This is a genomic window from Marinobacter sp., from assembly GCF_039977835.1.
Lineage (GTDB): Bacteria > Pseudomonadota > Gammaproteobacteria > Pseudomonadales > Oleiphilaceae > Marinobacter.
The window spans coordinates 234,993-260,545 of the sequence record NZ_JBDWCL010000064.1 but is presented as its reverse complement, the minus strand read 5'-3'; the positions used below and the strand labels follow the sequence as shown (position 1 = coordinate 260,545).

Genomic DNA, 25,553 nt, shown 5'->3' with positions numbered 1-25,553 from the left:
CTGAATGTTTGATATCGGCTTCGTCGAGCTGCTGATCTGCGGCATTATCGCGTTACTGGTTCTCGGCCCCGAGCGCCTGCCGACCGCAGCACGGGCGGCCGGGCGCTGGATTGGTGGCGCCCGGCGCATGGTCAGTCAGTTTTCCTCGGAGCTTGACCGTCAGCTGAAAGCGGAAGAGTTACGGGAAGAGTTGCGCAAAGCTGGCGATGTAGGCCTGGGCGATGTCCAGAAATCCGTCCGCGGCGCTCTGGATGAGGCCAAAAAGTACGAGCACCTGGTGCTCTCCGACGACGAGAAACCCACGCACCGGCCCGCACCCGCCTCCCGGCGCGTCAACGAACCTGCAAAACCCGACATTGAGCCAGGTGAAGATCCGTCGTCGGCCAATGGCTCCGGACAGGCTTCCACAGACGAAGACATCCCGACACAACAGGGCAGCACGCCGGAACATCGTTCATGACTACCCAGCCTGACGGCAAGAACACACAAGGCGCCGACGAAGCCCAACCGGAAATGCCGCTGATAGAGCATTTGCTGGAACTTCGTAATCGTCTGCTGAAGATGGTGCTGGCGGTGATCATCTGTTTTGCCGCCATCTACCCGTTCGCCAATGAACTCTACCTGCTGATCTCACAGCCCCTGCGGGACCTGCTGCCGGTCGGCCAGACCATGATCGCCACGGACATTACTGCTCCGTTTTTTGCGCCCCTGAAACTCGCACTGGTACTGGCGGTTTTTGTGGCTATTCCGGTGATCCTCTACCAGCTGTGGAGCTTTATTGCGCCAGGGTTATATGCCCATGAGAAAAAACTCGCATTTCCGCTACTGTTCACTTCAGTCATCCTGTTTTACCTGGGGGCTGCCTTTGCCTATTACGTGGTTTTCCCGCTGGTATTCGGCTTTTTTACCGCCATTGGGCCAGAAGGCATTGTTGAGCTGCCGGATATCACCAGTTATCTGAATTTCGTGCTGAAAATGTTCTTCGCCTTCGGCATTGCCTTCGAGATACCCATTGCCACCATCCTGTTGATCCTTACCGGCGCCACCACCCCGGAAGACCTTGCAGCGAAGCGTCCTTATATTGTGGTGGGCTGCTTCGTGATCGGCATGTTGCTGACTCCGCCGGACATCATCTCCCAGACGCTGCTGGCCGTACCCATGTGGCTACTGTTCGAACTGGGCATTCTGTTCGGCCGCCTGGCCAGGCGCGAAGTGGCGGACCCGGACATCTCGGAAACCTCCGGCGAATGAACCTGGCGTTACTGTTCTCGGAAGACTTTGCCGCTGATGGCCAGGCGGTGTTGACCGGGCGCCGTCTGGCCCACCTGCATTCTGTACTGAAGGCCGCCGAGGGGGACTTGGTACCGGTGGGCCTGGTAAACGGCGATATCGGCACCGGCCGCGTGTTGCAGCTCACCGACACCCGGGCAACGCTTCAGGTGGAACTGATCGAACCACCACCCTCACCGCTCCCCCTTACCCTGGTTCTGGCCATGCCAAGGCCGAAAATGTTCCGCCGGGTGCTGCAAACCTGTGCCACGCTCGGCGCCAAGGACATCTGGCTGATCAACAGCTACAAGGTGGAAAAAAGCTTCTGGCAGACGCCCTGGCTGTCAGACGAAAACCTGCGGGAAAACATGGTGCTAGGCCTGGAACAGGCAAGGGATACCGTCTTGCCCCGGGTCCACATCCGCAAGCTTTTCAAGCCATTCGTGGAAGATGAATTACCGGCGTTGCTGAAAAACACCCGCGCTTTGGTCGCCCACCCGGCAACCAATACCCCCTGCCCTGTTCACATCAACCAGCCCACCACCCTGTGCATCGGCCCGGAAGGCGGGTTCATTCCCTACGAAGTGGACAAGCTGGTTGAGGCCGGCTGCGAAGCGGTACACCTGGGCAGGCGCATTCTGAGAGTGGAAACGGCGGTGCCGGTACTGGTCAGCCGCCTGTTCGACGCCTGTGGATAAATCAGGCTGAACGCCCTTTCCAAAGCTTCATAACGGGTGTGATCACCGCCACCAGAAGCGCACCCACCGCAACTCCGAACAGGCCGTCAGCAACCACCGGAACAATGCCCCCGGCGATTCCGCCAACACCTTCCGCAAAGTGATGAATGGCGTCATACACGGGAGGCAGCCCGTGGGTAAGAATGCCGCCACCCACCAGGAACATGGCAATAGTGCCCAGTAAAGACAGGGTTTTCATCATCCATGGCGCCAGCCAGAGAATCCCGTTTCCAAGCCGTTGAGCCAACGCGCTGTCTTTGCGGCTCAGGTAAAGGCCGCCATCATCCAGTTTTACGATGCCAGCCACCAGGCCATAGACACCGACGGTTATCATTACAGCCACCACGGTCAGCACCAGAAACTGCATACCAATGGTCTGGCTGCTGACGGTCCCCAGGGTGATCGCAATGATTTCAGCGGAAAGGATAAAGTCTGTGCGAATGGCGCCCTTGATCTTGTCTTTTTCAACAGATTTCAGGTCTGCAGCGGGGTCCTTAAGGGCTTCGTGTAACTCAGCGTTGTGGTCCTCGACTTCCTGCCGGTGCAGGAACCGGTGGGCAAGTTTCTCAAAGCCCTCGAAGCACAGGAAGGCCCCACCCAGCATCAGTAGGGGAATGACCAGCCAGGGCACAAAAAAGCTGATGGCAAGCGCCCCGGGGACCAGAATGGCCTTGTTGATCATGGACCCCTTGGCCACTGCCCAAACGACCGGTAACTCCCGCGCAGGTTTCACTCCGGTCACCTGCTGGGCATTGAGCGCAAGATCATCCCCCAGTACGCCGGCGGTTTTCTTGGTGGCGGCCTTGGTCATCAGCGCAACGTCATCCAGGACCGTTGCAATGTCATCAATCAATACCAGAAGACTGCTGCCAGCCATAGTCCATTCCTTTGTGATCCGACTGCGAGGGGGTTAACCAGGAAATCCTTTATCAAACGTCCAGTCCCATGGCCTCCGCGGCAATGCGGTTCTTGACAGGGCCAAGCTGATTCAGCCAGCGCATTCCGGTATTGCGCAGCCAACGCACAGCGAGCTCATCACGGCCAAACAGCTGCTTGAAGCCTTCCATGGCCGCCATCATGGCCAGGTTATCGCCCTTTCGGCGACGCTGGTAGCGAGCCAGCACCAGAGCATTATCTGGATCAATACCCGCTTGTCTGGCCCGCAAAAGCTCATCGAGCAAAGCATGGACATCGCCGTAACCCAGATTGGCGCCCTGCCCTGCAAGGGGATGGATAGTATGGGCCGCGTCACCCACCAGCGCGAATCCGCTGGCAATGTAATCCTTGGCGTGGCGCTGACGCAGCGGGAAGGTGTATCGGCGCGACACTACCTCAACCGACCCCAGTTCGCGCTCAATGGCGCTTTCAAGTTCCGCCCTGAAGGCCTCGTCCTCCAGCGCCATCAGGCGGCGGGCTTCTTCGGTGTCCTGAGACCACACAATCGAGCAGAAATGCTCGTCACCGGATTCCGTCAGTAACGGCAGGAACGCCAGCGGCCCGGTAGGGGAAAACCGTTGCCATGCGGTAAAACGGTGGCTCTGGGTGGTTCTTACGGTGCATACGATCGCTTGCTGGCCGTAATCCCACTCCCGGGTTGGTAGCCCCACCCATTGCCGCATGCGGGAATGGGCACCGTCAGCGGCCACTACCAGACTCGCTGCCAGAGTGCAGCCATCTTCAAGGCGAATGCCGCGCTCGTTCCCGTCTTGCCACCAGCCGGTGACCCTGGCGCCGTCAATCAACCTGACACTGCTGTCAGCCAGGGCCGTGAACAAGGCCCGCACGATGCGACGATTCTCAATGATGGTGCCCAGTGCCGCAGCCCTGAGCTCGGCCGCTTCAAACTGAATACGGCCAGTGCCGTCGCCATCCCAGACCGTCATGGTCTGGTAGGGGCAGTGGCGCCCGGCGGCGATATCCGGCCACACACCCAGCTGTTCGAGTAAACGCTGACTGGCGACCGAAATCGCGCTGACACGCGGATCAAACCCGTCCACATCCTCGACCGGCGCGGAGCCTTTCAGCAGTGTCTTGCGGTCGCTGCCTTCTACCAGCCCTACACTCCAGCCTTGCCGCGAGAGCCCTAACGCCAGGGCCGATCCGATCATACCCCCGCCAACCACCAGGATATCGAAGTGCGGCTGATCATTCATGATGGTTACGCTCCGTGGAGTGGTTCCCGGGCGCGCGGATTTCGGCGCGGCGACCGCCCAGTCCCATGGCCTGCCGGGCAAACCAGCGCTTGGCGCCGGGCAAAAGATCCAGCCCCATCAGGCCGGCATCACGGGCGGTGGCCACCAGAGGCACGTGAGTGCCGAACAGCTGGATCAGGGAGTCGGAAAACCGTACCGTCTGCTGCCAGTCCTGGCGGTGGCGGTTCTGATAGCCTTTCAGCACCGGCAGGCTGCCCAGGGCCTGTTCCCTCTCTGTGGCCAACCGGAACTGCTCCACCAGGGCCATAAGCCCACGCAGGGCCAGGTTAAAGCCCTGACCCGCCACCGGGTGCAGGGTATGGGCGGCATTGCCCACCAGCGCAACGCCGGGGCGGATGGACTCGTCCACTGTTTTCAGGGTCAGCGGGTAATGGCTGCACTCGCCGATGCGGATGAACCGTCCCAGCCGCCAGCCAAACCGTTGTTGCAGGCGATGGCACTTGTCGTCATTACTGAGGCTCAGCAGGTCATCAAGGGCTTCGCTGTCCAGTGTCCATACCAGGGCCGCGGTTTGTCCGGCGCGTGTGGGTGAACCATGGGGCAGCAGTGCCATCGGACCGGCGTCGGTGAAGCGTTCGTAGGCGGTGTAGTCGTGGCTGTTGGCCGTGGTGACATTGGCGATCAGGGCATGCTGGTCGTAGGCTTGCTCATCAACCCGGAAACCGAGCTTTTCCCGCAACCCGGAACGGCCGCCGTCTGCCACCACCAGACACTGGGCGGTCAGTTCCCGTCCACCCTCTTGTGAGTCCAGTGTGACCCGGACACCCTCTGGCAACGGCTGCATACCTGTCACTTCCGCCGGAGCTTCCCACGCTACGTCGGTCCGAAGCAGCTCCCGCATCAAACACAAACCCATCCAGCGATTGTCCGCCACATAACCCAGGGCTTCCTGCCGGTGATCAGTCGCATTCAGGCGTGTTGCACCAAAATGCCCGCGATCTGAGACATGGATGCGACGAATGGGCGTGGCGTGTTCGGAGAGTCGCTGCCACAACCCCAGTTCCTCAAATATCAGCCGCGACCCCCACGCAAGCGCCGTGGACCGGGCGTCATAGCTGGGTTGATAGCTCTCCGGCAAGGCCTCTGCGGACAATGGAAAGGCCTCCACCACCGTTACCCGCAGCTGCGGCAGCGTTCTCGCCAACGCCAGCGCCAGTGTGGCTCCCGCCAGCCCTCCGCCGGCAATGATGATATCGGTATCGAGCTGGTTCACGGTCAGTCAGCCATCAGTGCTTCAATCTCGGGGATGGTTTTGGGCACGGCATCGGTCAGTACCCGGCAGCCTTCTTTCGTAACCACTACATCATCTTCAATGCGGATACCAATGCCACGCCATTTCTCATCCACATCCGTGTTGTCCGGGGCCACGTACAGCCCCGGCTCAACGGTCAGCGCCATGCCTGGCTCAAGCTGGCGCCAGGCGTCGCCCACCTTGTAGTCGCCGACATCATGTACGTCCATGCCCAGCCAGTGGCCAGTGCGGTGCATAAAGAAAGGCTTGAATGCCTGATCCTCGATGGCCTGCTCCACCGTGGTGTTCTTAAGCAGGCCGAGATCAATCAACCCCTGGGTGAGCACTTTCAGCGCGGCCTGATGGGGGTGGTCCCAGTGATTGCCGGGACGCACTTCATCAATAGCGGCGTACTGGGCTGCCAGCACCACCTCGTAAAGCGCCCGTTGCTCATCACTGAACTTGCCGCTGACCGGAAAGGTGCGGGTAATATCGGAGGCGTAGCACTCCAGCTCGCACCCGGCGTCGATCAGAACCAGGTCACCCTCCTTCAATGGCGCACTGTTCTCGATATAGTGCAGGATGCAGGCATTCTGGCCGCCGCCAACAATGGATGGATACGCGGTGGAACGGGCACCATTGTCCATGAAGATGTGAATCAGCTCGGCCTCAAGGTTGTACTCAAAACCGCCCTTGCGGGCACGTTTCATGGCACGTTTGTGGGCCTCACAACTGATCTCCCCGGCCCGCGCCATGACCTTTATTTCGGCCGGACTCTTATAGAGTCGCAAGTCATGAAGCAGATGTTCAAGGGCAACGAACTCGCCAGGAGGGTGGGCGCCGGAACGGACCTTGCTACGAATAACCTTCACCCAGTCCATAACCCTGGCGTCAAAGTTGTGGTCTTTGCCGAGCGGGTAATAAACCCGGCTGCGGCCTTCAATCATGCCCGGCAGGATGTCATCGATGTCGGAGACCGGGAAGGCGTCGTCGAGGCCAAATTTTTCAATGGCGCCTTCTGGGCCGGCCAGGAAGCCATCCCACAGTTCTTTCTCGGGGTTCCGTTCCTTGCAGAACAGCACCGACTCGCCATGCTCCCGGCCCGGGATCAGCACCAGAACCGCATCCGGTTCATCAAACCCGGTCAGGTAATGAAAATCGCTGTCCTGGCGGAATGGATGCAGCACATCCCGGTTACGCACCCGTTCAGGTGCAGCGGGCAGTATGGCAATGCTGTCCGATGCCATCCGTTCCATCAGCCTGCGACGGCGATCGTTGAATTCCTTGACGGGTATCAGTGAGGCCATGGTTTCTCCCACAATTGTAGCGTTTTCAGTGCAGCGTTGGTGTTTTCGGCGACGGCTTTTCGGGCGGGTTGAATTCGGTGAACACCGCAAGCGCCCCCAGCCGCACGTACTCAACAATCTCCATTAGCTGTTGCTCGCTTTCGTCATCCGGCTCGTCATCGTCAGCGACCTGGCTGATCGCCACCATATCTTCAATCAACTCGCGAATTTCATCCGGTGCTTCCCCCAGGGCTTCCCCGGCTGAAAGCGCCATCCCTTCCAGAAAACCACGCACCCAGGAGGTCAGCGCTTCCAGGCGTTGCTCAATGGCGTAGTCGTCATCAGGCAACAGTGGCTGAAAGCTCATATCGGTGGCTTTCATAAGCTCGAGAGTCTGGTCGTAAGCCGATGCCATGAACTCGCGGAGCTCGTCGGACTCATCCGTGGCAGTGGCTGGCAGCCCCATGTGCTCGCAGACCATTGCCAACCACTCTCCTTCGTCTATACGCGAGCCGGCCGCCAGTCGGCCACAAAGAGCACCATGAAGTTCCGAAGGGTGGCTGAAGGCCTTATGGGCCGTGAACACATTTGCCCAGCGCTCGAAGGCGACAGCACGGGCATTGGAGGTGTCGGTTTCGGACATGAAACGGGACGATCCTGTATCAATGAATGAAGGCCCTATCCTAGCATTCAGGCCGTATTAAGGCACTTGCCCTCTTGATTCCCGGCGCGGATAGAGTAAATTATGTTATAACATATCAATATCTAGACGGAGCACTGGTTCATGCCAATCCCGACAACCATCGCACTGAGATCAGGCACCAGCGGAACACGCCGGGCCCTGGCTATGGGCTACCTGCTGGCGGCGAGCAGTCTGCCCGCCGCCTATGCCGCTGATAATCCCGGTGCACACGAACATGGTCATGCCCGGTTACAGATAGCAGTGGAGAAAAACAGCATTGACCTGATCTTCACTTCGCCTGCCTACAACCTCGTCGGCTTTGAACATGAAGCGCACACTGACGAAGAACGGAACCGGCTGACAGAGATCAGGCAGTGGCTCAATACCACCCCACTGGTAAACACCGCTACTGCCAATTGCCGCGTTACAGATGCCGCAGTCCAACTCGGGGGCGAGGATACGGAAGAGGATCATGGTCACGCACACCACGAAGACCATGAAAAAGCAACACACCGGGAATACGACGTCTCCCAACAACTGACATGTGAAGGCCTGGTCACAAGCCGTGAACTCACCTCGGTGCTGATGGGAAAATTCAACAATCTGGAGGAACTCACTGTCGAATGGGTGAGCGAATCGGGCCAGGGCAGCGCCCGGCTGAGGTCGTCCAGCCGGAGATTCACCATCGATAACTGATCAGTACACTCCCTCGTCGTCAGCCTCATAGGGCGTTACGCTTTGCGCAGTGATGGAGTACGAAGACGAGGCAACATCGTTCTCGGTTCTTTCAATCTGCAAGGTGCCTTCTATCCAGACCGGATCGTACAGGGCCTCCAGTTTGAAGCCTTCCTTGTACTTCACATGGATAATCTGGTTCGGGGGCGGGGGCGGCACATGGATACAGGCGCCATAATACGGCACCAGGAAAAACTCGAGAATGCGCATATCCTGAGTGGTTTTCAACGGTACCACGAAGCCGGGAATGCGGCCGGACCGGCCCTCCATTTCCGGGACGACCCGGCCAGTCATGATTTCGTCCGGCAACGCGGCGGGGCCATCGCCTTCGTGGGTGACTTCCGGCATATTTTCGAGCAGATTGAGATCCTCCGCCGGCATCAGTTCGAGCCAGTCAATCTCGGCCGTGGCCTCGTTCGCATTGGCCGTTGTGACCATACTCAGCGCTACGGTGAACACCAGGGCCGCTATTACCGAGAGAGGAACCGCGAGTCGCTTCCGCTGTCCACCAGCCTTAACATTATGAACCATGAAATTGATTACTCCCGAGACAATGCAGGAATCATACACCGGATGACCAATGCCTGACATGACCAGCAAGACAGACTTGCCATCGGATAGTTCCGCAACCACCCGGCAGGTACTTTGCCTCCGCAATCTGAGCTTCCAATGGGATAACACCCAGCCACCGCTCAGATACCCGGACATCACCCTGAATACCGGTGAGCACCTGTTTGTTCGCGGCCCCAGTGGCAGCGGAAAGAGTACACTCCTGAGCCTGATGGGTGGTTTGATCTTACCGGCTTCAGGCACGCTGGGCTTGCTCGGCACAGAGTTGCCCCGGCTGACAAGCGGTCAGCGGGACCGCTTCAGGGCCGATCACATGGGTGTGATCTTCCAGCAGTTCAACCTGGTGCCCTACCTGACCACCCTCGAGAACGTGATGCTGCCATGCCGGCTTTCCAGCAAGCGTCGCGACCGGGCCCGGCCCCACCCCGGGAAAGAAGCGGAAGCCCTGCTCACCGCCCTTGGCATTCCCCCGATTCACTGGAAGCGCAAGGTAACCGGCCTGAGCGTTGGCCAACAGCAACGGGTAGCCGCCGCACGGGCACTGACCGGCGGCCCTGAACTGATCCTGGCAGATGAACCCACTTCCGCCCTGGACAGCGACAACCGCGACCGCTTTATCGAACTGTTACTCGGACTGGCTGCGGAAAAACACTCCTCCGTGGTTTTTGTCAGTCACGACCAGAGCCTGGCGGGACTATTTGACCGCCAGCTTTCCCTGGAGGTGACCGAATGAACCTCCGGCTGGCAATCTCACTGGCAATGGCAAGTCTCTGGCACCGGCGCAAAGTCCTGGCCCTGGTGACTCTGACACTGACGCTGAGCATCACCCTTCTGCTGGGTGTTCAATATCTACGCACCGAGGTCAAGCACTCGTTTACCAACACCATCTCCGGCACCGACCTTATCGTGGGCGCCCGCAGCGGCCAGTTGAACCTGTTGCTGTACACCATTTTTCACATCGGTGATGCCACCAACAACATTCGCTGGAGCACCTACCAGAAACTGCAGAACGACCAACGCATCGACTGGTTGGTGCCCATCTCCCTGGGTGACAGTTACCGCGGGCACCGGGTGGTAGGAACCACGTCGGAGTTCCCCGAATATTTCCGCTACGGTCGCGACCAGAAACCCGAACTGCACGACGGTGCATGGTTCAGCGATGTGTTCGAAGTAGTACTGGGGGCTCAGGTGGCCCGCAAGCATGATCACCAGCTGGGTGACGACATCGTCCTTTCTCACGGCGGCGGCAGGACCAGCTTTTCGAATCACAGGAACACGCCATTTACCGTTACCGGCGTGCTGTCTCCGACCGGAACCCCAGTGGATCAGGCAGTCTACGTCAGCCTGGAAGGCCTGGAGGCCATCCACATCGGCTGGGAGTCCGGTGTCGCCATCCCGGGCCGCACCGTGACGCCTGAACAGGCCCTGGAACGGGACCTGACGCCAGACAGTATTACCGCTGCTCTGGTGGGCATCGAACGCAAGGTACTGACGTTCCAGGTACAGCGCGAAATCAACGAATTCCGGGATGAACCGCTTTCCGCCGTTCTGCCGGGAGTGGCACTCAGCGAGCTGTGGCGAATCATGGGGCAGTTCGAGAATGCGCTGCTGGGCATCACCGGTTTTGTGGTGGTTACCAGCCTGATCGGGCTTATTGCGGTATTGCTGACACTGCAGGTACAGCGACGACAGGAAGTTGCCATACTCCGGGCCACCGGCGCCTCGCCGATACTGATTGCAACCCTTCACGTTATCGAGTGCGTGGTTCTGGCGGTCTCGGCCTGCGTCATTGCCGTGTTCGTCGGCGCTGCCGGCATCGCAGCGCTCAGCCCCTGGTTGCTGGAAACCTGGGGCGTCCAGATTGGCCTGCGGCCGCTCAACGGAACGGAATGGCTGATTATTGCCAGTGTTCCCTTCGCTGCCTTTGTTGTAGGGCTGATTCCTGCCCTCCAGGCATGGCGTGGCAGCCGTAAACAGGGGCTTGGGCATGTGGCACCGGAGTGACGGACGTCACGCATCGTGTGCGATGACATCCCTGTAAATTGACCAGCTTGCAGTCCACACTTATAGTTAGTTCACTTCTTTGACACAGGCGTTGGACGACTCATGGAACAGTCCGAACTACAGGCATTGGCGGACAAACTCGACAGGCTGATCGAACACTGTCGCAAACTGGAGCGTGACAACGCGATGCTGCGCGAGCTGCAGGACGACTGGAACCGCGAGCGGGCGCAGCTCATGCACAAGAATGATCTTGCCAAAAACAAGATCGAAGCCATGATAGGACGCCTCCGGGCCCTGGAGCACCACTGATGCCACAGCAGCCGACAACCGTCGAAGTCAAGATTCTTGACAAGGAATACCTGGTCGCCTGCCCAGAGGAAGAGCAGAACGCCCTCTTACAGGCCGCCAGGCACCTGGACATAAAAATGCGGGAGATCCGCGCCAGTGGCAAAGTCTTTGGCACCGAGCGCATCGCAGTTATGGCAGCGCTGAACATCACCCACGATTTACTGGAACGGGATACCATGTCCAGCGCCGCCAGCTCGATTCTCAACGCCATGGACGAGAAACTGGATACAGCCCTGGGCGAAAGCTCCGGCAACTAGGCATTACACACAGGTCCGATTCAGGTGTTGCAATCAGCCCCGGCAATGCCCGTATAATAAGAACAACTTCCTGGGCTGTTCGCTGGTCGGATTCGTCCTCGAGCCGATGCGCACTACCCAGGTGGCTACTTCAGGGCATTGTGAGCACGTCCCCTAACGGGGAAAGCCTAATATGTCACAGCGGCCACCGACCTTGAACTTTGGGTTCAAGGGCCACATCCGATAACGGCAGCCCGGGAAGCTTATTTTGACCAACGTTATCTCCCCCCAGCCTTTTGAAGATCACCCGGATTCACCATCACGCAGTAAACTCCGAAAGACTCTCAGACGAAAACGCAGGGCTCTTTCTGCACAACAACAGCAGATTGCTGCCGAACAGCTCGCCCTGAACCTGCTGCGACACCCTGACCTCTACCGCGCACGCCATGTGGCAATCTATCTGCCCAACGACGGCGAAATCGACCCGGGGGTCTATGCCCACATAGCCCGCCAACGCGGTGTTCGATTCTACCTTCCGGTTCTGCATCCGGTTCACCATGGCAGACTGGTGTTCAGCCGCTTCACTGACGATACAACACTCACAGCCAACCGATTTGGCATCCCGGAACCCTCCTTCCACGAGGGACTAAGACGGCCGCCCTGGGCTCTGGATGCGGTGCTGTTTCCACTGGTAGGGTTTGATGAATTCGGTGGCAGGCTTGGAATGGGCGGTGGTTTCTATGATCGCACCTTCGCGTTTACACGCGTCCGGCCGCGGCTGGCGCCCAAGCTGATAGGGCTGGCCCATGAATGTCAGAAAGTATCGGAGTTACCGCTGGAGCCCTGGGATATACCCCTGCACGGCGTCGTTACTGATGAGAGGCATTATCGGATAGATAAAAGCCGGAAAGCAGGCCTAGAGCGGTTCAGTCCTGCATGTCCGGAACCATAACGGTCAGGTTACCGATTCCCTCTGCACTGGATACTGCCGCAGGCCCATCCTCCGAAGCCTGGAGCGACGTAAAGCCGGTAATCACAAGACCAACAGCAAAAATCAGCACGATCGACCGAATGATATCGGGCTTGCGGTCCATGATGGGGGTCTCCGGTATTCGAAAGAGTAAAATCGATCTAAATCAGTTGGCTAATCTTGTTTTCAAGAATTAGACGAAAGACTAACACCTATCCTCAGTTTTACAATTTTTGACAGGTTAAACTTACGTAAGATTCTCCGGGATTTACTGGACCCGGGAGGAAGGTCTCTCCCGGGTGCCTGCACCAGGCTACGAAGACTTGCTGTTACCCGCCCCCAGAAACAACTGATAGGCCTCGTTATCAGTCATGTTCTCGTAGCGGAAACCGACCTTGTCGAGCATTTTCTCGAAGTCTTTCACTTCGTCGTCTTCCACCTGCGCCCCCAGTAGAACACGGCTATAAGCCGCACCGTGGTTGCGGTAGTGGAACATGGAGATGTTCCAGCGGGTACCCAGCGACATCAGGAACTTCAACAAGGCACCCGGACGTTCCGGGAACTCGAACTGGAAGACCTTTTCATTGGTGATGCTTGGCGCATGGCCACCCACCATGTGGCGGATATGCTGCTTGGCCAGGTCGCTGTCGGTCAGGTCGATCACCGAATAGCCGGTTTCACGGAGATCCCGGATCAGGTCTTCGCGGCCGTGACCACCGGCCTGGATCTGGATGCCAACGAAAATGGTGGCATTGGTGGCGTCCGCATAGCGATAGTTGAACTCGGTGATGCTGCGCTTGTGCAGGGCATTGATGAAGGTCTTGAACGCGCCCGGTTTCTCCGGAATGGTCACCGCAAGAATAGCTTCGCGCTTTTCACCGACTTCGGTGCGCTCGGAGATATATCTCAGGCGGTCGAAATTCATGTTGGCGCCGCTCAAGGTAGCGATCAGGTTTTCGTTCTCGACCTGCTCCCTCTCGATGTATTTCTTGATGCCCGCCACACCCAGTGCACCAGCCGGTTCGGCGATGGAACGGGTGTCCTCAAAGACATCCTTGATCGCGGCACAGATTTCATCGGTGGATACGGTGATCACCTCGTCCACGTGGTCCTTGCAGATCTCCCACGGATACTTGCCAATCTGCTTGACGGCCACACCGTCTGCGAAAATACCCACTTCATCCAGCACTACACGCTTGCCGGCTTTCATTGCCGCCTGCAGGCAGTTGGAGTCTTCCGGCTCAACACCGATTACCTTGATTTCCGGGCGCAGGTATTTGATGTAGGCCGCCATGCCGGCAATCAGCCCGCCGCCACCGACACAGATGAAGATGGCGTGAATGGGCTTGCCAAACTGCCACATGATTTCCATGGCCACCGTGCCCTGCCCGGCGATCACGTCCGGATCGTCGTAAGGCGGGATGTAGGTGTAGCCGTGTTTCTGGATCAGTTCCTGGGCGTGGGCTGCGGCTTCGTCAAAGGCATCACCCTTGAGCACCACCCTGGCACCATGGTCACGTACCGAACGCACCTTGATCTCGGGGGTGGTCTGGGGCATCACGATCACCGCCTTGATGCCGAGGTTCTTGGCGGCCAGGGCCACGCCCTGGGCATGATTGCCGGCGGAGGCGCAAATCACGCCCTTGGCTTTCTGCTCCTCCGAAAGCTGCGCAATTCGGTTATAGGCGCCACGAATCTTGAAAGAAAATACCGGCTGAAGGTCTTCGCGCTTGAGCATAATATTGTTACCAAAGCGCTTGGAGAGGCTGCGGGCCTCGGTCAGCGGAGTCTCGATGGCCACGTCGTAGACACGGGCATCAAGGATTTTCTTTATGTAGCGTTGCGGCATGGTTCCGTCCGGAGGTTGATGTTTCGTTGGGAAAACGGACAGTGTAGAAACTTTGCCGGGGTTCCGTCTATAAGCAGGCCGCCCGGAAGCGCTATAATGGCGATCACTGTGACCATTTCCCGAAAACACCGGAGCTCCCTTGATGAATCAGGACGAACTGAAGAAAGCCGTCGCACAGGCGGCACTGGACCACATCAGGCCCCATCTGGACCAGGACAGCATTATCGGCGTAGGTACCGGGAGCACTGCCAACTGCTTTATCGACCTGCTGGCGAGCATACGGAATGACTTTGACGGTGCGGTCGCCAGTTCCGATGCCACGGCAGATAGGCTCAAGAGTCACGGCATTCCGGTATACGACCTGAACAGTGCCGCGCCCCTTGAGTTCTATGTGGATGGTGCCGATGAAACCAACGAGCACCTGGAGCTCATCAAGGGCGGCGGTGGCGCCCTCACCCGCGAAAAAATCGTGGCGGCGGTATCCAAGACGTTTATCTGTATTGCCGATGAGTCCAAGCTGGTGGGCATCCTGGGTGAGTTTCCGCTTCCGGTAGAGGTGGTGCCCATGGCTCGCAGCTATGTTGGCCGAGAGATTGTGAAGCTGGGTGGCGATCCGGTTTACCGCGAAGGGTTCACGACGGACAACGGCAATATCATTATCGATATCCATAATCTGGATATTTCCCGGCCGATTCAGGTGGAAGAGGAGCTGAACAACATTGTGGGCATTGTTACCAACGGGCTGTTTGCTCGTCGGCCTGCGGATTTGTTGTTGCTCGGTACCAAGGATGGCGTCAAGAGTATTTCCCGTCAGGACAGCTGACTTTCTGGGAGGATCTTGAGCTCGGGGGAAGCCACGCAGAGGTGGGCTTATCAGGGGCACGCTGTTAATACGTCCATGTACGCTCGACAAAAACATCCATGTTTTTGACGTCCCCTGATAAGCCCACCTCTCCGCGGCCCTGACTCTTTTCGGGCCTTCTATTTACCAAGCGCTTGCTTGGTTTTTCAATATAAGTGAGACTGCTTCCAATGATTTCCGATCATAGGGAGTTTTCCGTGTCTGATTATTTCAATGATACCCACGAGCAGGTTCGTCAGACTGCCCGTAAGTTTATTGCCACACACGTTCTGCCGTACATAGACGACTGGGAAGAGGCCGGTGAGTTTCCCCGGGAACTTTACAAGCAGGCCGGGGACGCTGGAATTCTCGGTGTCGGGTTCCCTGAAAGCCTGGGCGGCATCGGTGAAGGCGATGTGTTCATGAAGGTCGCCGTTTCCGAGGAGTTGATGCGCTCCACCTCCGGTGGCCTGGTAGCGGGCCTGGGGTCGCTGGATATCGGCCTGCCTCCGGTGGCGAAGTGGGCACGGCCGGAGGTGAAGGAAGCGATTGTGCCGCCGGTCCTGCGGGGCGAGAAGATTGCCGCGCTGGCCGTTACCGAACCGGGTGGCGGCTCTGACGTTGCGAACATCAAGACGCGGGCCGTCAGGGACGGTGGCCACTACGTCGTCAATGGCAGCAAGACCTTTATCACCAGCGGCATGCGTGCCGATCATTATACGGTGGCGGTGCGCACCGGTGGTGACGGTCATGGTGGCGTCAGTCTGCTGCTCATAGACCGCGACATGCCGGGCTTCTCCACGGGCAAGAAACTTCGCAAAATGGGCTGGTGGGCCAGCGACACAGCAGAACTGTTTTTTGAAGACTGTCGGGTTCCCGCTAACCGTCTTATCGGTGCCGAAAATGCCGGCTTTATTGCGATCATGAGCAACTTCCTGTTCGAGCGCCTGAGTCTGTCCATCATGGCGTACATGACCGCGGAAATTGCTCTGGAAGCCGCCATGGCCTGGGCCGGTCAGAGGGAAGCGTTTGGCCGCCCGGTCAAAGGTTTTCAGGTAACACGCCACAAGCTGGTGGACATGGCTACCCAGGTGGATGTGGCGCGGGAATACACTTACCGCTGTGCCGCGTTGATGCAGGCCGGCAAGAATCCGGTCAAGCAGGTGGCGATGGCAAAAAACTTTGCGGTAGAGGTGTGCGAGAAAGTCACCCGCGAAGCCGTCCAGATCCACGGCGGCATGGGATACATGCGGGAGTCGGTGGTCGAGCGACTGTATCGGGATGCGAAAATATTGTCGATTGGCGGTGGTACCGATGAGATTATGAAGGAATTGATCGGGAAGCAGATGGGGTTGTAGGAAGACGAACGTTTAGTTTCGATTCACACCATAGTCCCGTATAATTGCGCCCACTTTTTCAACGCAGTTAAACGCACTTCAGGAAGGATCGCTCATGAACTTCGACAACATCCCCGTTGGCAAGAACCCGCCAGAAGACATCTACGTGGCCATCGAAATCCCGTCCAACAGCTCTCCGGTCAAGTATGAGCTGGACAAGGACATGGGCGCGCTGCTGGTAGATCGCTTCATGGCTACCCCAATGTTCTACCCGGCCAACTACGGCTTCATCCCCCACACTCTGGCCGACGATGGCGACCCTATCGACGTGCTGGTTGTAACTCCCTACCCGGTACAGGCGGGCTCTGTTATTCGCTGTCGCCCGGTTGGCGTGTTGAACATGGAAGACGAAGCCGGCGGTGACGCCAAGCTGATTGCCGTGCCCCACGACAAACTGACCACCTCCTACAAGGACGTGAAGGAAATTGATGACCTGCCGGAGCTTCTGCGGGACCAGATTCATCATTTCTTCGAGAACTACAAAACTCTTGAGCCAGGCAAGTGGGTCAAGGTGCAGGGCTGGGGCAACGCGGCTGAAGCCAAGAAGGCTATCGAAGAAGCCGTGAACGCCTACAAGGGCTAAAACCGGCGCTTTCGGGCAAACATGAAAAACCGGGCTCAGCTAAAGTGGGCCCGGTTTTTTTATGGCATGACACTTTTCTGCATTAACCCCGAGTCAACAAGTCCCGCATATCGCTGATCGCGGCACTGGCGCGGGACAGGTACGCTGCCATGGTCAGTGAATGGTTGGCCAAAACGCCGAAACCGCTTCCGTTCAGAATCACCGGGCTCCACATTTCGCCCTGGCTACCTTCCAGTTCGATAATTATCTGCTTGGCACTGGCCAGAGCATTCTTGTCATTCAGAACCTTGCGGAAGTCCACCTCAATGGCGCGGAAAATGTGCAACAGGGCCCAGGCACTGCCCCGGGCTTCATAGAACACATCATCGATTTCGGTCCAGGGTGTTTTGACGTCTTCACCGGTTACATCTTCGGAAAGGGGGTCGTCCGGGTTAATGTTGGAAACGGAATCAGATACCGACGCCTTCCCGACACTTTCCCCCAGGGTACGGGAGAGGCTGCCCAGCCGGGTTTCCAGGTCCCCCAGCCAGTTGGCCAGGTTGTCGGCCCTGGCAAAGAACTGGGCGTCAGGCCGATCCGGGCGTGACAGACGGTCGAGATAGCTGTAAAGCGCCTGGATGCCGCGGCGGTACTCAGCCTCGGTGGACGGAAGCGCCCAGCTGCCGCTGTCGAAGTGCAGCTGAGGTTCGGCAATTACCAGGTCCCGATCCTCAGCCGACTGGCTCTGGGAGCGGCTGATGTCCCGGCGCATGGCGCGGGAAAAGTCGCGGAGTTGCACCAGCACCCCAAACTCCCAGTTGGGCATGTTGTCCAGCCAGAGCCCTGGCGGGGCTACATCGTTGGAAACGTATCCTCCAGGCTTGTCGAGCAACGTTTCTGCCACACGAATCATGGTCACTGTGGTCGCGAAACCGGTAACGGGCTCACGTTGCATATTATCGGCAACTGTCCGTGTATGCTCCCGAACCGAGAACACATCCGGCTCACTGCTCCAGATCATTCCCAGCACCAGCGCAACCAGCAAATAGACGACAAGGACAGCCAGGATGAATTTGCCGACAACCCCGCCACCGCCGGAGAAATCCCGAAGGTCGTCTTTGCGATCACTGAAGTACTGTCTGATTTTTCCTGACATTGGTTGTTTTTTCCCCTGGTCTGTCGTTGGTTCTGGCCAGCCCACCTGAGAGCTTCAATTACCATGACGCATAGGCGGGCCATATGCAATTTGCGGCGCCGAAGCCAGTATCAGCGCCCCGCCTCAAACGGGCGCCCCAGATGGTAACCCATAGCGCCGTCAATACCGATTCCACCCAGCGCTGAATACTCGCTCTCTGTCTCCACACCGGTAACGTAAACCTTCACGCCCCTGCTGCGCGCGATGGTGGCCACGGATTCAAGATAGAACCGATTATCCACGTGGGTGTCGATATCGTGAATAAAGCTGCTATCAATACGCAGCGCCTGGAATCTCAGATTCCTCAGGTAACTGAATGGCACGCCGCCAACCCCGAAGCGGTCGACGATCACCGGCACCTCCAGGCGGTTCAGGGCGCGGACCAGAAGCCCCACCTGAACACGGTGATGATGCACAGCATGCTCGGATACTCCGATCTGCAACCGCTGGCGTTCCGGCCCCGCCTTCGTCAATTGCCCCAGAAGCTCCTTCCGGAAGTCGTCGCTGGCCACCGACACCAACCCCAGGGTCATGGCCAGCCGTTCCCCTGTTCGCTCCCGCAGCAACGCGAGGGAACGTGTCAGAACCCAGCGGTCAATATCAGGGGTCAGGCCAAAACGCTCTGCCATGGGCACAAAGATGTTTGCCTTGACCCAGCCGTCGGGCGTCTTCATGCGGGAGAACACCTGGTGGAACAGCACCTCGCTGTCACCTTCGCGAACCATTGGCTGCAGCCAGAGCGACAACCTGCCGTCCCGGACAGCCTGCTTGATAATCGCACGCCAGGTTTCGCTGTTGTAGTGCTCAAGCCGGTCGGTGTCGGCGGCATGGCACGCGGACGACTCTTCCGCCTGGGCCTGCCGAAGTGCCTCGTCGGCCGCAGCCATCAGATCACGGACGTTGCTGTTGCCGGCAGCCTGGGCAATACCTGCGTGAACCGAAGCGACCATCGGTGCCGAGAAGTCGGAATAGATGCCATCAAGTTCCTCCAACAACTGGCGGCACCATATCACACCGTCTGCCCGGGAAACGCCGGGCAGAAAGACGGCAAACCCGGCACCATTCAGTCTCCCTGCAAAGGAGTCACTATGACGGCGGGTAAAAGCACCAATGGCGTCACCAATGCTGACAAGCAGACGGTCCGCCTCTTCGCGCCCATAGCTCTGGTTGTAATGGGCAAAATCCGCCAGCTGGAGCAGGAACAATACCCCCGGTGCAGCACGCTCCTCGGATTCCACCTCCACCTTGAGCCTCTGCTCGAACGCCCGGCGGCTGGCCAGCCCGGTCACGCTGTCTTCGTTATTGACCTTGCGCAGATGCTGAATAAGCTTGGCCTGGCCTTCGAACAACTGGCCAAGGTCATCCGCCATCTGGTTCATGGCATGAGTAACCTGATTAAGCTCACGGGTGGACGTGTTATCAACCCTGCGCCGGAAATCACGCCGCCCAAGAGCCCTGGCCTGTATTTCCACAGCCCTGAGTGGTCGCAGGAGGCGGGTCATCATCCAGTACAGACCTATCAAGCCAACGCCGGCAACCAGCACAGAACCGGCGATAGTACGCAGAGTTACCTTCCAGAGATCCTCATAGGCACGGCCGGGATGGCTGACCACCCTGACCTTGCCCAGCCGGCTCCAGCCACGCACCACCTCTGCCTCTCCGGCGGGAAGGGGCAGGTCGGCCAGAGAGACAAACCAGGCTGGCGCACGGACATCACGAAGGGATGTTTCCCTGCCCGCAATTTCCTCGCCTTCGTTATCAAGGTAAACCACTGACAGGTAACGACCACTGTCAAACACGGCATCAATGAGGGACGAAGCAGCCACGGGGTCGCGGCCGTCGATAGCATTGGAAAGGGAGAGACCGACAGCAGTGGCGCCATCCTGTGAGTGCCCGCGAAGCTGGTCGGTCATGTAATCCCGGAAACGATCGAAGCTCACGCTGACGGCGGCAACCAGCACGAGCAGCAACAGCCCACCGGTAAACAGCAAAAGCAGGGTGCGCAGGGTGATCACTCCCTGCTGCCGGGCGAATTGTGTTGTTTCCTGCATCCGTGCCATAAGAGGCAACCCCTGCCTGGAGTATCGGTTACCGGGGAGCTGATGTGACCTGCGCCGCATAGTTGACAAACATTTACATAGAGTCACCTACGCCGACAACATTAAACACTATAGACTCTGCAAAACGACTAATGTTGAAAATATCTGCCTGTATTGGAGACGGGCGGCCAGGAACGAAAAAATACAGGCCGGAGCACAATGAACGACGAAAGCCAGAAAGACAAACTCAGGCAGCACTTTGCTCGCCGCGTCACGACCCAGGCGCGCGTTGTCCTGGATACTTGGCAGAAGGTCCACGAAGACATCAGCGAGTCTGCCGCGTTCAGGTCTGATTTTGCCAGAGCGGCTGACAAACTGGTTCGCTATGCCAAACGCTTCGAAATGGAGAGCCATGCGGACTCCGGGCAAAAAGTGTTCGAGCTTATTGGCGAGTGGCCCGAGGGCGAGGCGCTGCCGGACGGCCTTGACCGCAAACTCCAGGATGCCATTGAACAGCTCTCCAGGTGCACCCTCCGGCGCACAGACCAGACCGCCAGCGAAGCGCCCCAGCAATACCGCCGCACCCCGGTCTATATCGCGCTGTCCAGCGAGGAAATGGCCGGCCGGCTTATTCGCCAGCTTGAGTTTTTCGGTTTCCGCGCGTCCGCGTTCCACACGTCGGAAAAACTGATAGAAGCCTGCGCCCTCCACAAGCCCGAAACCATCCTGATGGACGTCAACTACAGTGGCGAACCACTTAGCGGCATCGCCACTATCGAACGCCTTCAGGAGCGTCACGACACCCCCATTCCCATTATTTTCATGAGCGATGAGGATGGCACCATTGAAACCCGGCTGCGGGCTTCCCGCTGTGGTGGCGAGGAATTTTTCTATCCGGCAGTCGACCCGGGGCAGTTGATCGAGAAGATCGAAACCTACACACACGGCAACACGGTAGAACCCTACAAGGTCCTGGTACTGGATGACTCCCGCGCCCAGGCCAAGTTCATGGAAACAGTGCTCAAGAAAGCCGGGATGAACGCCCATATCATCACCAACCCCATGGACATCATCCATGCACTGGAATCTTTCTCGCCAGAGATCATTATTCTGGACATGTACATGCCCGGCTGCACCGGCATGGAGATCGCGCGGGTCATTCGCCAGCAGGACCGCTTCCACAGCGTTCCCATTATTTACCTCTCTGCCGAAGAAGACGTCAGCAAGCAACTCCATGCCATGAGCCTGGGGGGTGATGACTTCCTCACCAAACCCATAGATCCCAAACATCTGATCGCCACCATTCACAATCGGGGCCGGCGTGCCCGCTCGCTGTTGGCATTGATGATCCGCGACAGTCTGACCGGCCTGTTCAACCACACCCACACACTGCACCTGCTGGACCAGGAGATCGTGAAGTGCCGGCAGAAAGACCAGCCGCTGTGCTTTGCGATGATCGACATCGATTACTTCAAGAAAGTGAATGACACCTTCGGCCATCCCATTGGCGACCGCGTACTCCGGAGCCTGTCGATGTTCCTGAAACAGCGCCTGCGCAAGACCGACCACATAGGCCGGTATGGTGGCGAGGAGTTCGCCATTATTCTTCCGGACACCCGCGAAAGTGACGCCCGCAACGTTCTGAACGAAATCCGTGAACGCTTCTCTGAACTGCTTCAGCCCGCCGGTGACAGGGAGTTCAACGTCACTTTCAGTTGCGGTGTTGCCGCCTGGAAGAGCGACACCTCCCAGGCATTGTGTGAACGGGCGGACAGGGCGCTTTATCGCTCCAAGGAACAGGGACGGAACTGCGTTACGGCTGCCGGCGACTGAGCACCCCTGCTCAGTCGTCATGGCGCACCACCCCAAAGAAACCTCTGGCAAAGTCTCCAGCCGTTTCCGCATACGGCAAAAACCGAACATGAAACCAACGTCTTATAGCGCTCTTTCTCATCGTTCACGACAATAGGCGCGCAATCGGAGAAGAACGGGTTCTTGTTGCCGGGATACTTTTCGACACAAAGCGGAATGTCAAAAAGTGTTGATCTGAAGGCCTCAAGCACGCACCATTGGCTGAAAATGTCGCTAAAGTCGGCGATCCTGTAAATAAGTCAGCAAGGCAGATGCAATCATGGCGACTATACTTGTCCTCCATGGACCCAACCTGAACATGCTCGGTACCCGCGAGCCCGAGGTCTATGGGCATGAGACATTGGCCGACATTGATGAACGATTACACCGGAAAGCCGCCGAAAGTGGCCATCACCTGCTACATTTACAGTCAAACGCGGAATATGAGCTGATTGAGCGGATACATGAAGCCAGATCGGAAGGGGTGGATTTCATCATTATCAACCCGGCGGCATTCACCCACACCAGTGTTGCGCTGCGGGATGCCATGCTGGCATCGGGCATTCCGTTTATTGAAGTACATCTTTCCAACGTGCATGCGCGGGAAGCTTTCCGCCATCACTCCTATTTTTCCGATATCGCCGAAGGCGTTATCTGCGGGCTGGGCAGCCAGGGGTACGACCTCGCACTCGAAGCTTCCCTGCAACGAATTCATCGATAGAACTGATTAAACGGGATCGGACTGACTATGGACATTCGCAAGATCAAGAAACTTATCGAGCTGCTGGAGGAATCCGACGTCGAAGAGCTGGAGATTCACGAGGGTGATGACTCCGTTCGTATCTCCCGCCGTCGCGAACAACTGGCCGCACCGCAGTACATGGCCCAGTACCCGTCTCCGGCGCCGCAGCCCGGGTCATACCCGCAGCCGTCCGCGCCGGCAGCCGACGAACCCGCCAAGCCGGTGGAACCCTCCGGCCACGCCGTGAAATCGCCCATGGTAGGCACGTTCTACCGTTCGCCCTCACCCACGGCCAAGTCGTTCGTGGAAGTCGGGCAGTCGGTTAAGGCCGGTGACGTGGTGTGCATTGTGGAAGCCATGAAGATGATGAACCAGATCGAGGCGGACAAGAGCGGTACCATCGCCGAGATCCTGGTAGAGAACGGGCAGCCGGTCGAATTCGACCAGCCACTGATCATCATTTCCTGAACCCGGTGATACCCTCATGGCTATGTTAGAAAAAGTTCTGATCGCAAACCGCGGCGAGATCGCCCTGCGCATCCTGCGAGCCTGCAAGGAGCTGGGCATCAAGACCGTGGCCGTCCATTCGCAGATTGACCGCGAGCTGATGCATGTGCGCCTGGCGGATGAATCTGTCTGTATCGGCCCCAACAGCGCTACTGAAAGCTACCTGAACATCCCCGCGATCATCAGCGCAGCGGAAGTTACGGATTCCGTCGGTATTCATCCCGGCTATGGATTTCTTGCGGAAAACGCCGATTTCGCCGAACAGGTGGAAAAAAGCGGCTTTCGCTTTATCGGCCCCAGGGCTGAAACCATTCGCCTTATGGGTAACAAGGTCTCGGCCATCAATTCCATGATCGAAGCCGGTGTTCCCACTGTTCCGGGCTCCGATGGCCCAATCACCGATGATGACGAGCGCACTCTGGAAGTGGCCAGGAGAATCGGCTACCCGGTGATCATCAAGGCAGCCTCCGGTGGCGGCGGCCGTGGCATGCAGGTGGTTCATTCCGAGGCAGCGCTGCTGAAAAGCGTGCAGATCACCCAGAGCGAGGCAAAGAACACCTTTGGCGATGCCACGGTTTACCTCGAGAAATACCTGGAGCGCCCCCGCCATGTGGAGGTCCAGGTTCTGGCGGACACCCATGGCAACGTGATTCACCTGGGCGACCGGGACTGCTCCATGCAGCGCCGGCACCAGAAAGTACTGGAAGAAGCACCCGCACCGAATATCGACCCGGAAGCACGGGAAATAACACTGAAGGCCTGCGTCGATGCCTGCAAGAAAATCGGCTATGTGGGGGCCGGCACGTTCGAGTTCCTGTACCAGGACGGCGCCTTCTACTTCATCGAGATGAACACCCGGGTACAGGTGGAGCATCCGGTGTCGGAGATGGTGACTGGCGTGGACATTGTTCGCGAGCAGCTGCGCATTGCCAGTGGCCTGCCCCTGCAATACACCCAGGACGACATCAAGATTTCCGGCCACGCACTGGAATGCCGTATCAATGCCGAGGATCCGAAAACCTTCGTGCCCAGCCCCGGCAAGGTCAAGCACTTCCATGCCCCCGGGGGCAACGGCATCCGGGTGGATTCGCACCTGTACAGCGGCTACACCGTGCCACCCTTCTACGACTCCATGGTGGCCAAACTGATCACCTGGGGCGATGATCGGGAAATTGCCCGTCGCCGCATGAAGAACGCGCTGGACGAACTGCTTGTCGAGGGCATCAAGACCAATCAGGCGCTGCACCGGAAACTGGTACGCGATGGCGGTTTCAAACAGGTAGACTTCACCATTCATTATCTGGAGAAGCTGATACGGGACTGACCCGCTCAGCAAATTCGTCTACCCGACAGGACACCAACATGCCCTGGATACAATTACAGATCCCGGCTGATCCCGACAACGCGGATCAGCTAGAGGATCTGCTTATGGAGATAGGCGCGGAAGCCGTCTCCATGGAAGATGCCGCCGATCAGCCACTGTATGAGCCAGACCCCGGCACCACGCCGCTGTGGCACCAGACCAGCGTGACCGGGCTGTTCGGCTCCGAGCGGGACATCGAAGAGCTTTGCGCCGCGGTAAAGGATGCCTGGCACCAGCAGACACAACAATCGCTGCCAGACATCGACGTCACCCTGGTGGAAGACAAGGACTGGGAACGCGAGTGGATGGCGGACTTCAAGCCACTCCGTTTTGGCGAGCGGTTATGGATCGTGCCCAGCTGGCACGACGCTCCTGACCCCCGCGCGGCCAATCTGCTACTGGATCCGGGGCTGGCTTTTGGCACCGGAACCCATCCCACCACGGCCCTTTGCCTGGAATGGCTGGACGGCCATGACATCATGTCCCGTCAGGTCATCGACTACGGTTGCGGCTCGGGCATTCTTGGCCTTGCAGCCCTGCTGCTGGGTGCTGATCATGTCATCGGCGTTGACACCGATCCCCAGGCACTGGAAGCCAGCCGCGAAAATGCGCGCCGCAACCGGGTTGAAGAAGACCGGCTTGATCTGTTCCTGCCCGCGGATGAACCCGATGCGATGGCTGATATCATGCTGGCCAACATTCTTGCCCAGCCCCTGATCGGCCTGGCGCCCAGGCTGTCTGCGAAGGTGAAACCGGGTGGCGATATCGTGTTGTCCGGCATACTTTCCAACCAGGCCAGGGAAGTCATGGAAGCTTACGAACCCTGGTTTGTCATGGACGAACCGGAACAGCGTGAAGAGTGGATACGGCTCACAGGACGGCGCAACGACAGGTGACGGAAACGGCTGAACCTACTAAACTCCGTG

27 protein-coding genes and 1 other RNA gene are annotated in these 25,553 nt (G+C 58.2%); 18 read left to right on the top strand and 10 right to left on the bottom strand.

What is annotated here, in order from left to right; all coding sequences use genetic code 11:
* The first annotated feature begins 4 nt into the window (after positions 1–4).
* From tatB to ABJM11_RS19015, 3 genes are read left to right on the top strand one after another with little or no spacing between them, the layout of a single operon-like run.
* Positions 5–460: a Sec-independent protein translocase protein TatB gene (gene tatB, locus ABJM11_RS19025; protein WP_348292569.1), complete on the top strand. Its 456-nt coding sequence runs from the start codon at positions 5–7 to the stop codon at positions 458–460.
* Positions 457–1,251, top strand: coding sequence for a twin-arginine translocase subunit TatC (gene tatC, locus ABJM11_RS19020; RefSeq protein WP_348292567.1), 795 nt, complete (start codon positions 457–459; stop codon positions 1,249–1,251). Before tatB ends, tatC begins: the two co-directional genes overlap by 4 nt.
* Positions 1,248–1,967 carry a 16S rRNA (uracil(1498)-N(3))-methyltransferase gene (locus tag ABJM11_RS19015; protein ID WP_348292566.1) on the top strand — a complete coding sequence of 240 codons (720 nt, stop codon included), beginning with the start codon at positions 1,248–1,250 and terminating at the stop codon, positions 1,965–1,967. The genes tatC and ABJM11_RS19015 overlap by 4 nt, the downstream gene beginning before the upstream one ends.
* A gap of 1 nt (position 1,968) precedes the next feature.
* Here ABJM11_RS19015 and ABJM11_RS19010 read toward each other — a convergent pair whose 3' ends face one another.
* Genes ABJM11_RS19010 through ABJM11_RS18990 form a run of 5 tightly spaced genes read right to left on the bottom strand, consistent with a single transcriptional unit; the run spans position 1,969 to position 7,379 of the window.
* A complete protein-coding gene (locus ABJM11_RS19010) occupies positions 1,969–2,883 on the bottom strand; it encodes a DUF808 domain-containing protein (protein WP_348292565.1) in 915 nt (304 codons plus the stop codon).
* 52 nt (positions 2,884–2,935) lie between these two features.
* Positions 2,936–4,159, bottom strand: coding sequence for a UbiH/UbiF/VisC/COQ6 family ubiquinone biosynthesis hydroxylase (locus ABJM11_RS19005; RefSeq protein ID WP_348292564.1), 1,224 nt, complete (start codon positions 4,157–4,159; stop codon positions 2,936–2,938).
* Positions 4,152–5,432 carry a 2-octaprenyl-6-methoxyphenyl hydroxylase gene (gene ubiH, locus ABJM11_RS19000; RefSeq protein ID WP_348292563.1) on the bottom strand — a complete coding sequence of 427 codons (1,281 nt, stop codon included), beginning with the start codon at positions 5,430–5,432 and terminating at the stop codon, positions 4,152–4,154. The genes ABJM11_RS19005 and ubiH overlap by 8 nt, the downstream gene beginning before the upstream one ends.
* A gap of 2 nt (positions 5,433–5,434) precedes the next feature.
* Positions 5,435–6,757: a Xaa-Pro aminopeptidase gene (pepP, locus tag ABJM11_RS18995; RefSeq protein WP_348292562.1), complete on the bottom strand. Its 1,323-nt coding sequence runs from the start codon at positions 6,755–6,757 to the stop codon at positions 5,435–5,437.
* 25 nt (positions 6,758–6,782) lie between these two features.
* Positions 6,783–7,379 carry a UPF0149 family protein gene (locus ABJM11_RS18990; protein WP_348292561.1) on the bottom strand — a complete coding sequence of 199 codons (597 nt, stop codon included), beginning with the start codon at positions 7,377–7,379 and terminating at the stop codon, positions 6,783–6,785.
* A gap of 141 nt (positions 7,380–7,520) precedes the next feature.
* Between ABJM11_RS18990 and ABJM11_RS18985 the strand changes: the two genes are divergently transcribed.
* Complete coding sequence (locus ABJM11_RS18985) at positions 7,521–8,114, top strand: DUF2796 domain-containing protein (protein WP_348292559.1); 594 nt, start codon at positions 7,521–7,523, stop codon at positions 8,112–8,114.
* On the opposite strand, the gene ABJM11_RS18980 is transcribed toward ABJM11_RS18985, so the two are convergent.
* A complete protein-coding gene (locus ABJM11_RS18980) occupies positions 8,115–8,591 on the bottom strand; it encodes a DUF3299 domain-containing protein (protein WP_348292654.1) in 477 nt (158 codons plus the stop codon). It lies immediately after the preceding gene.
* 151 nt (positions 8,592–8,742) lie between these two features.
* Here ABJM11_RS18980 and ABJM11_RS18975 point away from each other — a divergent pair, with 151 nt between their 5' ends.
* The 6 genes from ABJM11_RS18975 (at position 8,743) to ABJM11_RS18950 (ending at position 12,263) form a co-directional block, all read left to right on the top strand.
* A complete protein-coding gene (locus tag ABJM11_RS18975) occupies positions 8,743–9,456 on the top strand; it encodes an ABC transporter ATP-binding protein (RefSeq protein ID WP_348292653.1) in 714 nt (237 codons plus the stop codon).
* The gene (locus ABJM11_RS18970) at positions 9,453–10,727 is read left to right on the top strand and encodes an ABC transporter permease (RefSeq protein ID WP_348292558.1); all 1,275 of its coding nucleotides are present in this window, start codon (positions 9,453–9,455) and stop codon (positions 10,725–10,727) included. The genes ABJM11_RS18975 and ABJM11_RS18970 overlap by 4 nt, the downstream gene beginning before the upstream one ends.
* A 102-nt stretch (positions 10,728–10,829) precedes the next feature.
* Positions 10,830–11,036, top strand: coding sequence for a TIGR02449 family protein (locus tag ABJM11_RS18965; RefSeq protein WP_007153200.1), 207 nt, complete (start codon positions 10,830–10,832; stop codon positions 11,034–11,036).
* Complete coding sequence (locus ABJM11_RS18960) at positions 11,036–11,332, top strand: cell division protein ZapA (RefSeq protein WP_348292557.1); 297 nt, start codon at positions 11,036–11,038, stop codon at positions 11,330–11,332. Before ABJM11_RS18965 ends, ABJM11_RS18960 begins: the two co-directional genes overlap by 1 nt.
* A 64-nt stretch (positions 11,333–11,396) precedes the next feature.
* A non-coding RNA gene (gene ssrS / locus ABJM11_RS18955) (6S RNA) lies at positions 11,397–11,576 on the top strand.
* A 3-nt stretch (positions 11,577–11,579) separates the two neighbouring features.
* Positions 11,580–12,263 carry a 5-formyltetrahydrofolate cyclo-ligase gene (locus ABJM11_RS18950; RefSeq protein WP_348292555.1) on the top strand — a complete coding sequence of 228 codons (684 nt, stop codon included), beginning with the start codon at positions 11,580–11,582 and terminating at the stop codon, positions 12,261–12,263.
* Here ABJM11_RS18950 and ABJM11_RS18945 read toward each other — a convergent pair.
* Entirely contained in the window at positions 12,238–12,405 is a 168-nt protein-coding gene (locus ABJM11_RS18945) for a hypothetical protein (protein WP_348292554.1), read from the bottom strand. The genes ABJM11_RS18950 and ABJM11_RS18945 overlap by 26 nt on opposite strands.
* 189 nt (positions 12,406–12,594) lie before the next feature.
* A complete protein-coding gene (gene ilvA / locus ABJM11_RS18940; protein ID WP_348292553.1) occupies positions 12,595–14,130 on the bottom strand; it encodes a threonine ammonia-lyase, biosynthetic in 1,536 nt (511 codons plus the stop codon).
* Positions 14,131–14,272: 142 nt separating this feature from the next.
* Here ilvA and rpiA point away from each other — a divergent pair, with 142 nt between their 5' ends.
* The 3 genes from rpiA to ppa all read left to right on the top strand — a co-directional run bounded on the left by rpiA (position 14,273) and on the right by ppa (position 16,951).
* Positions 14,273–14,953 (top strand): ribose-5-phosphate isomerase RpiA, encoded by a 681-nt coding sequence (gene rpiA / locus ABJM11_RS18935; RefSeq protein WP_348292551.1) that lies wholly within the window; start codon positions 14,273–14,275, stop codon positions 14,951–14,953.
* Between the two features lie 236 nt (positions 14,954–15,189).
* Positions 15,190–16,329 carry an acyl-CoA dehydrogenase family protein gene (locus ABJM11_RS18930; protein WP_407070015.1) on the top strand — a complete coding sequence of 380 codons (1,140 nt, stop codon included), beginning with the start codon at positions 15,190–15,192 and terminating at the stop codon, positions 16,327–16,329.
* 94 nt (positions 16,330–16,423) lie between these two features.
* Entirely contained in the window at positions 16,424–16,951 is a 528-nt protein-coding gene (gene ppa, locus ABJM11_RS18925) for an inorganic diphosphatase (protein WP_348292546.1), read from the top strand.
* A gap of 82 nt (positions 16,952–17,033) precedes the next feature.
* Here the strand turns inward: ppa and ABJM11_RS18920 are convergent, their stop codons facing one another.
* Both ABJM11_RS18920 and ABJM11_RS18915 read right to left on the bottom strand, forming a co-directional pair.
* Positions 17,034–18,086 carry a DUF2333 family protein gene (locus ABJM11_RS18920; RefSeq protein ID WP_348292544.1) on the bottom strand — a complete coding sequence of 351 codons (1,053 nt, stop codon included), beginning with the start codon at positions 18,084–18,086 and terminating at the stop codon, positions 17,034–17,036.
* A 110-nt stretch (positions 18,087–18,196) separates the two neighbouring features.
* Positions 18,197–20,185, bottom strand: coding sequence for an EAL domain-containing protein (locus ABJM11_RS18915; protein ID WP_348292542.1), 1,989 nt, complete (start codon positions 20,183–20,185; stop codon positions 18,197–18,199).
* A 198-nt stretch (positions 20,186–20,383) separates the two neighbouring features.
* On the opposite strand from ABJM11_RS18915, the gene ABJM11_RS18910 reads away from it, so the two are divergent.
* The 5 genes from ABJM11_RS18910 (at position 20,384) to prmA (ending at position 25,523) form a co-directional block, all read left to right on the top strand.
* Positions 20,384–21,997 carry a diguanylate cyclase gene (locus tag ABJM11_RS18910; RefSeq protein ID WP_348292540.1) on the top strand — a complete coding sequence of 538 codons (1,614 nt, stop codon included), beginning with the start codon at positions 20,384–20,386 and terminating at the stop codon, positions 21,995–21,997.
* A gap of 298 nt (positions 21,998–22,295) precedes the next feature.
* A complete protein-coding gene (aroQ, locus tag ABJM11_RS18905; protein WP_348292538.1) occupies positions 22,296–22,736 on the top strand; it encodes a type II 3-dehydroquinate dehydratase in 441 nt (146 codons plus the stop codon).
* 27 nt (positions 22,737–22,763) lie between these two features.
* A complete protein-coding gene (gene accB / locus ABJM11_RS18900) occupies positions 22,764–23,225 on the top strand; it encodes an acetyl-CoA carboxylase biotin carboxyl carrier protein (protein ID WP_348292536.1) in 462 nt (153 codons plus the stop codon).
* A 16-nt stretch (positions 23,226–23,241) separates the two neighbouring features.
* Positions 23,242–24,588: an acetyl-CoA carboxylase biotin carboxylase subunit gene (gene accC, locus ABJM11_RS18895; RefSeq protein WP_348292534.1), complete on the top strand. Its 1,347-nt coding sequence runs from the start codon at positions 23,242–23,244 to the stop codon at positions 24,586–24,588.
* A 38-nt stretch (positions 24,589–24,626) separates the two neighbouring features.
* Positions 24,627–25,523, top strand: a complete 897-nt coding sequence (gene prmA, locus ABJM11_RS18890; RefSeq protein ID WP_348292532.1) for a 50S ribosomal protein L11 methyltransferase — start codon at positions 24,627–24,629, stop codon at positions 25,521–25,523.
* The last annotated feature ends 30 nt before the right edge of the window (positions 25,524–25,553 follow it).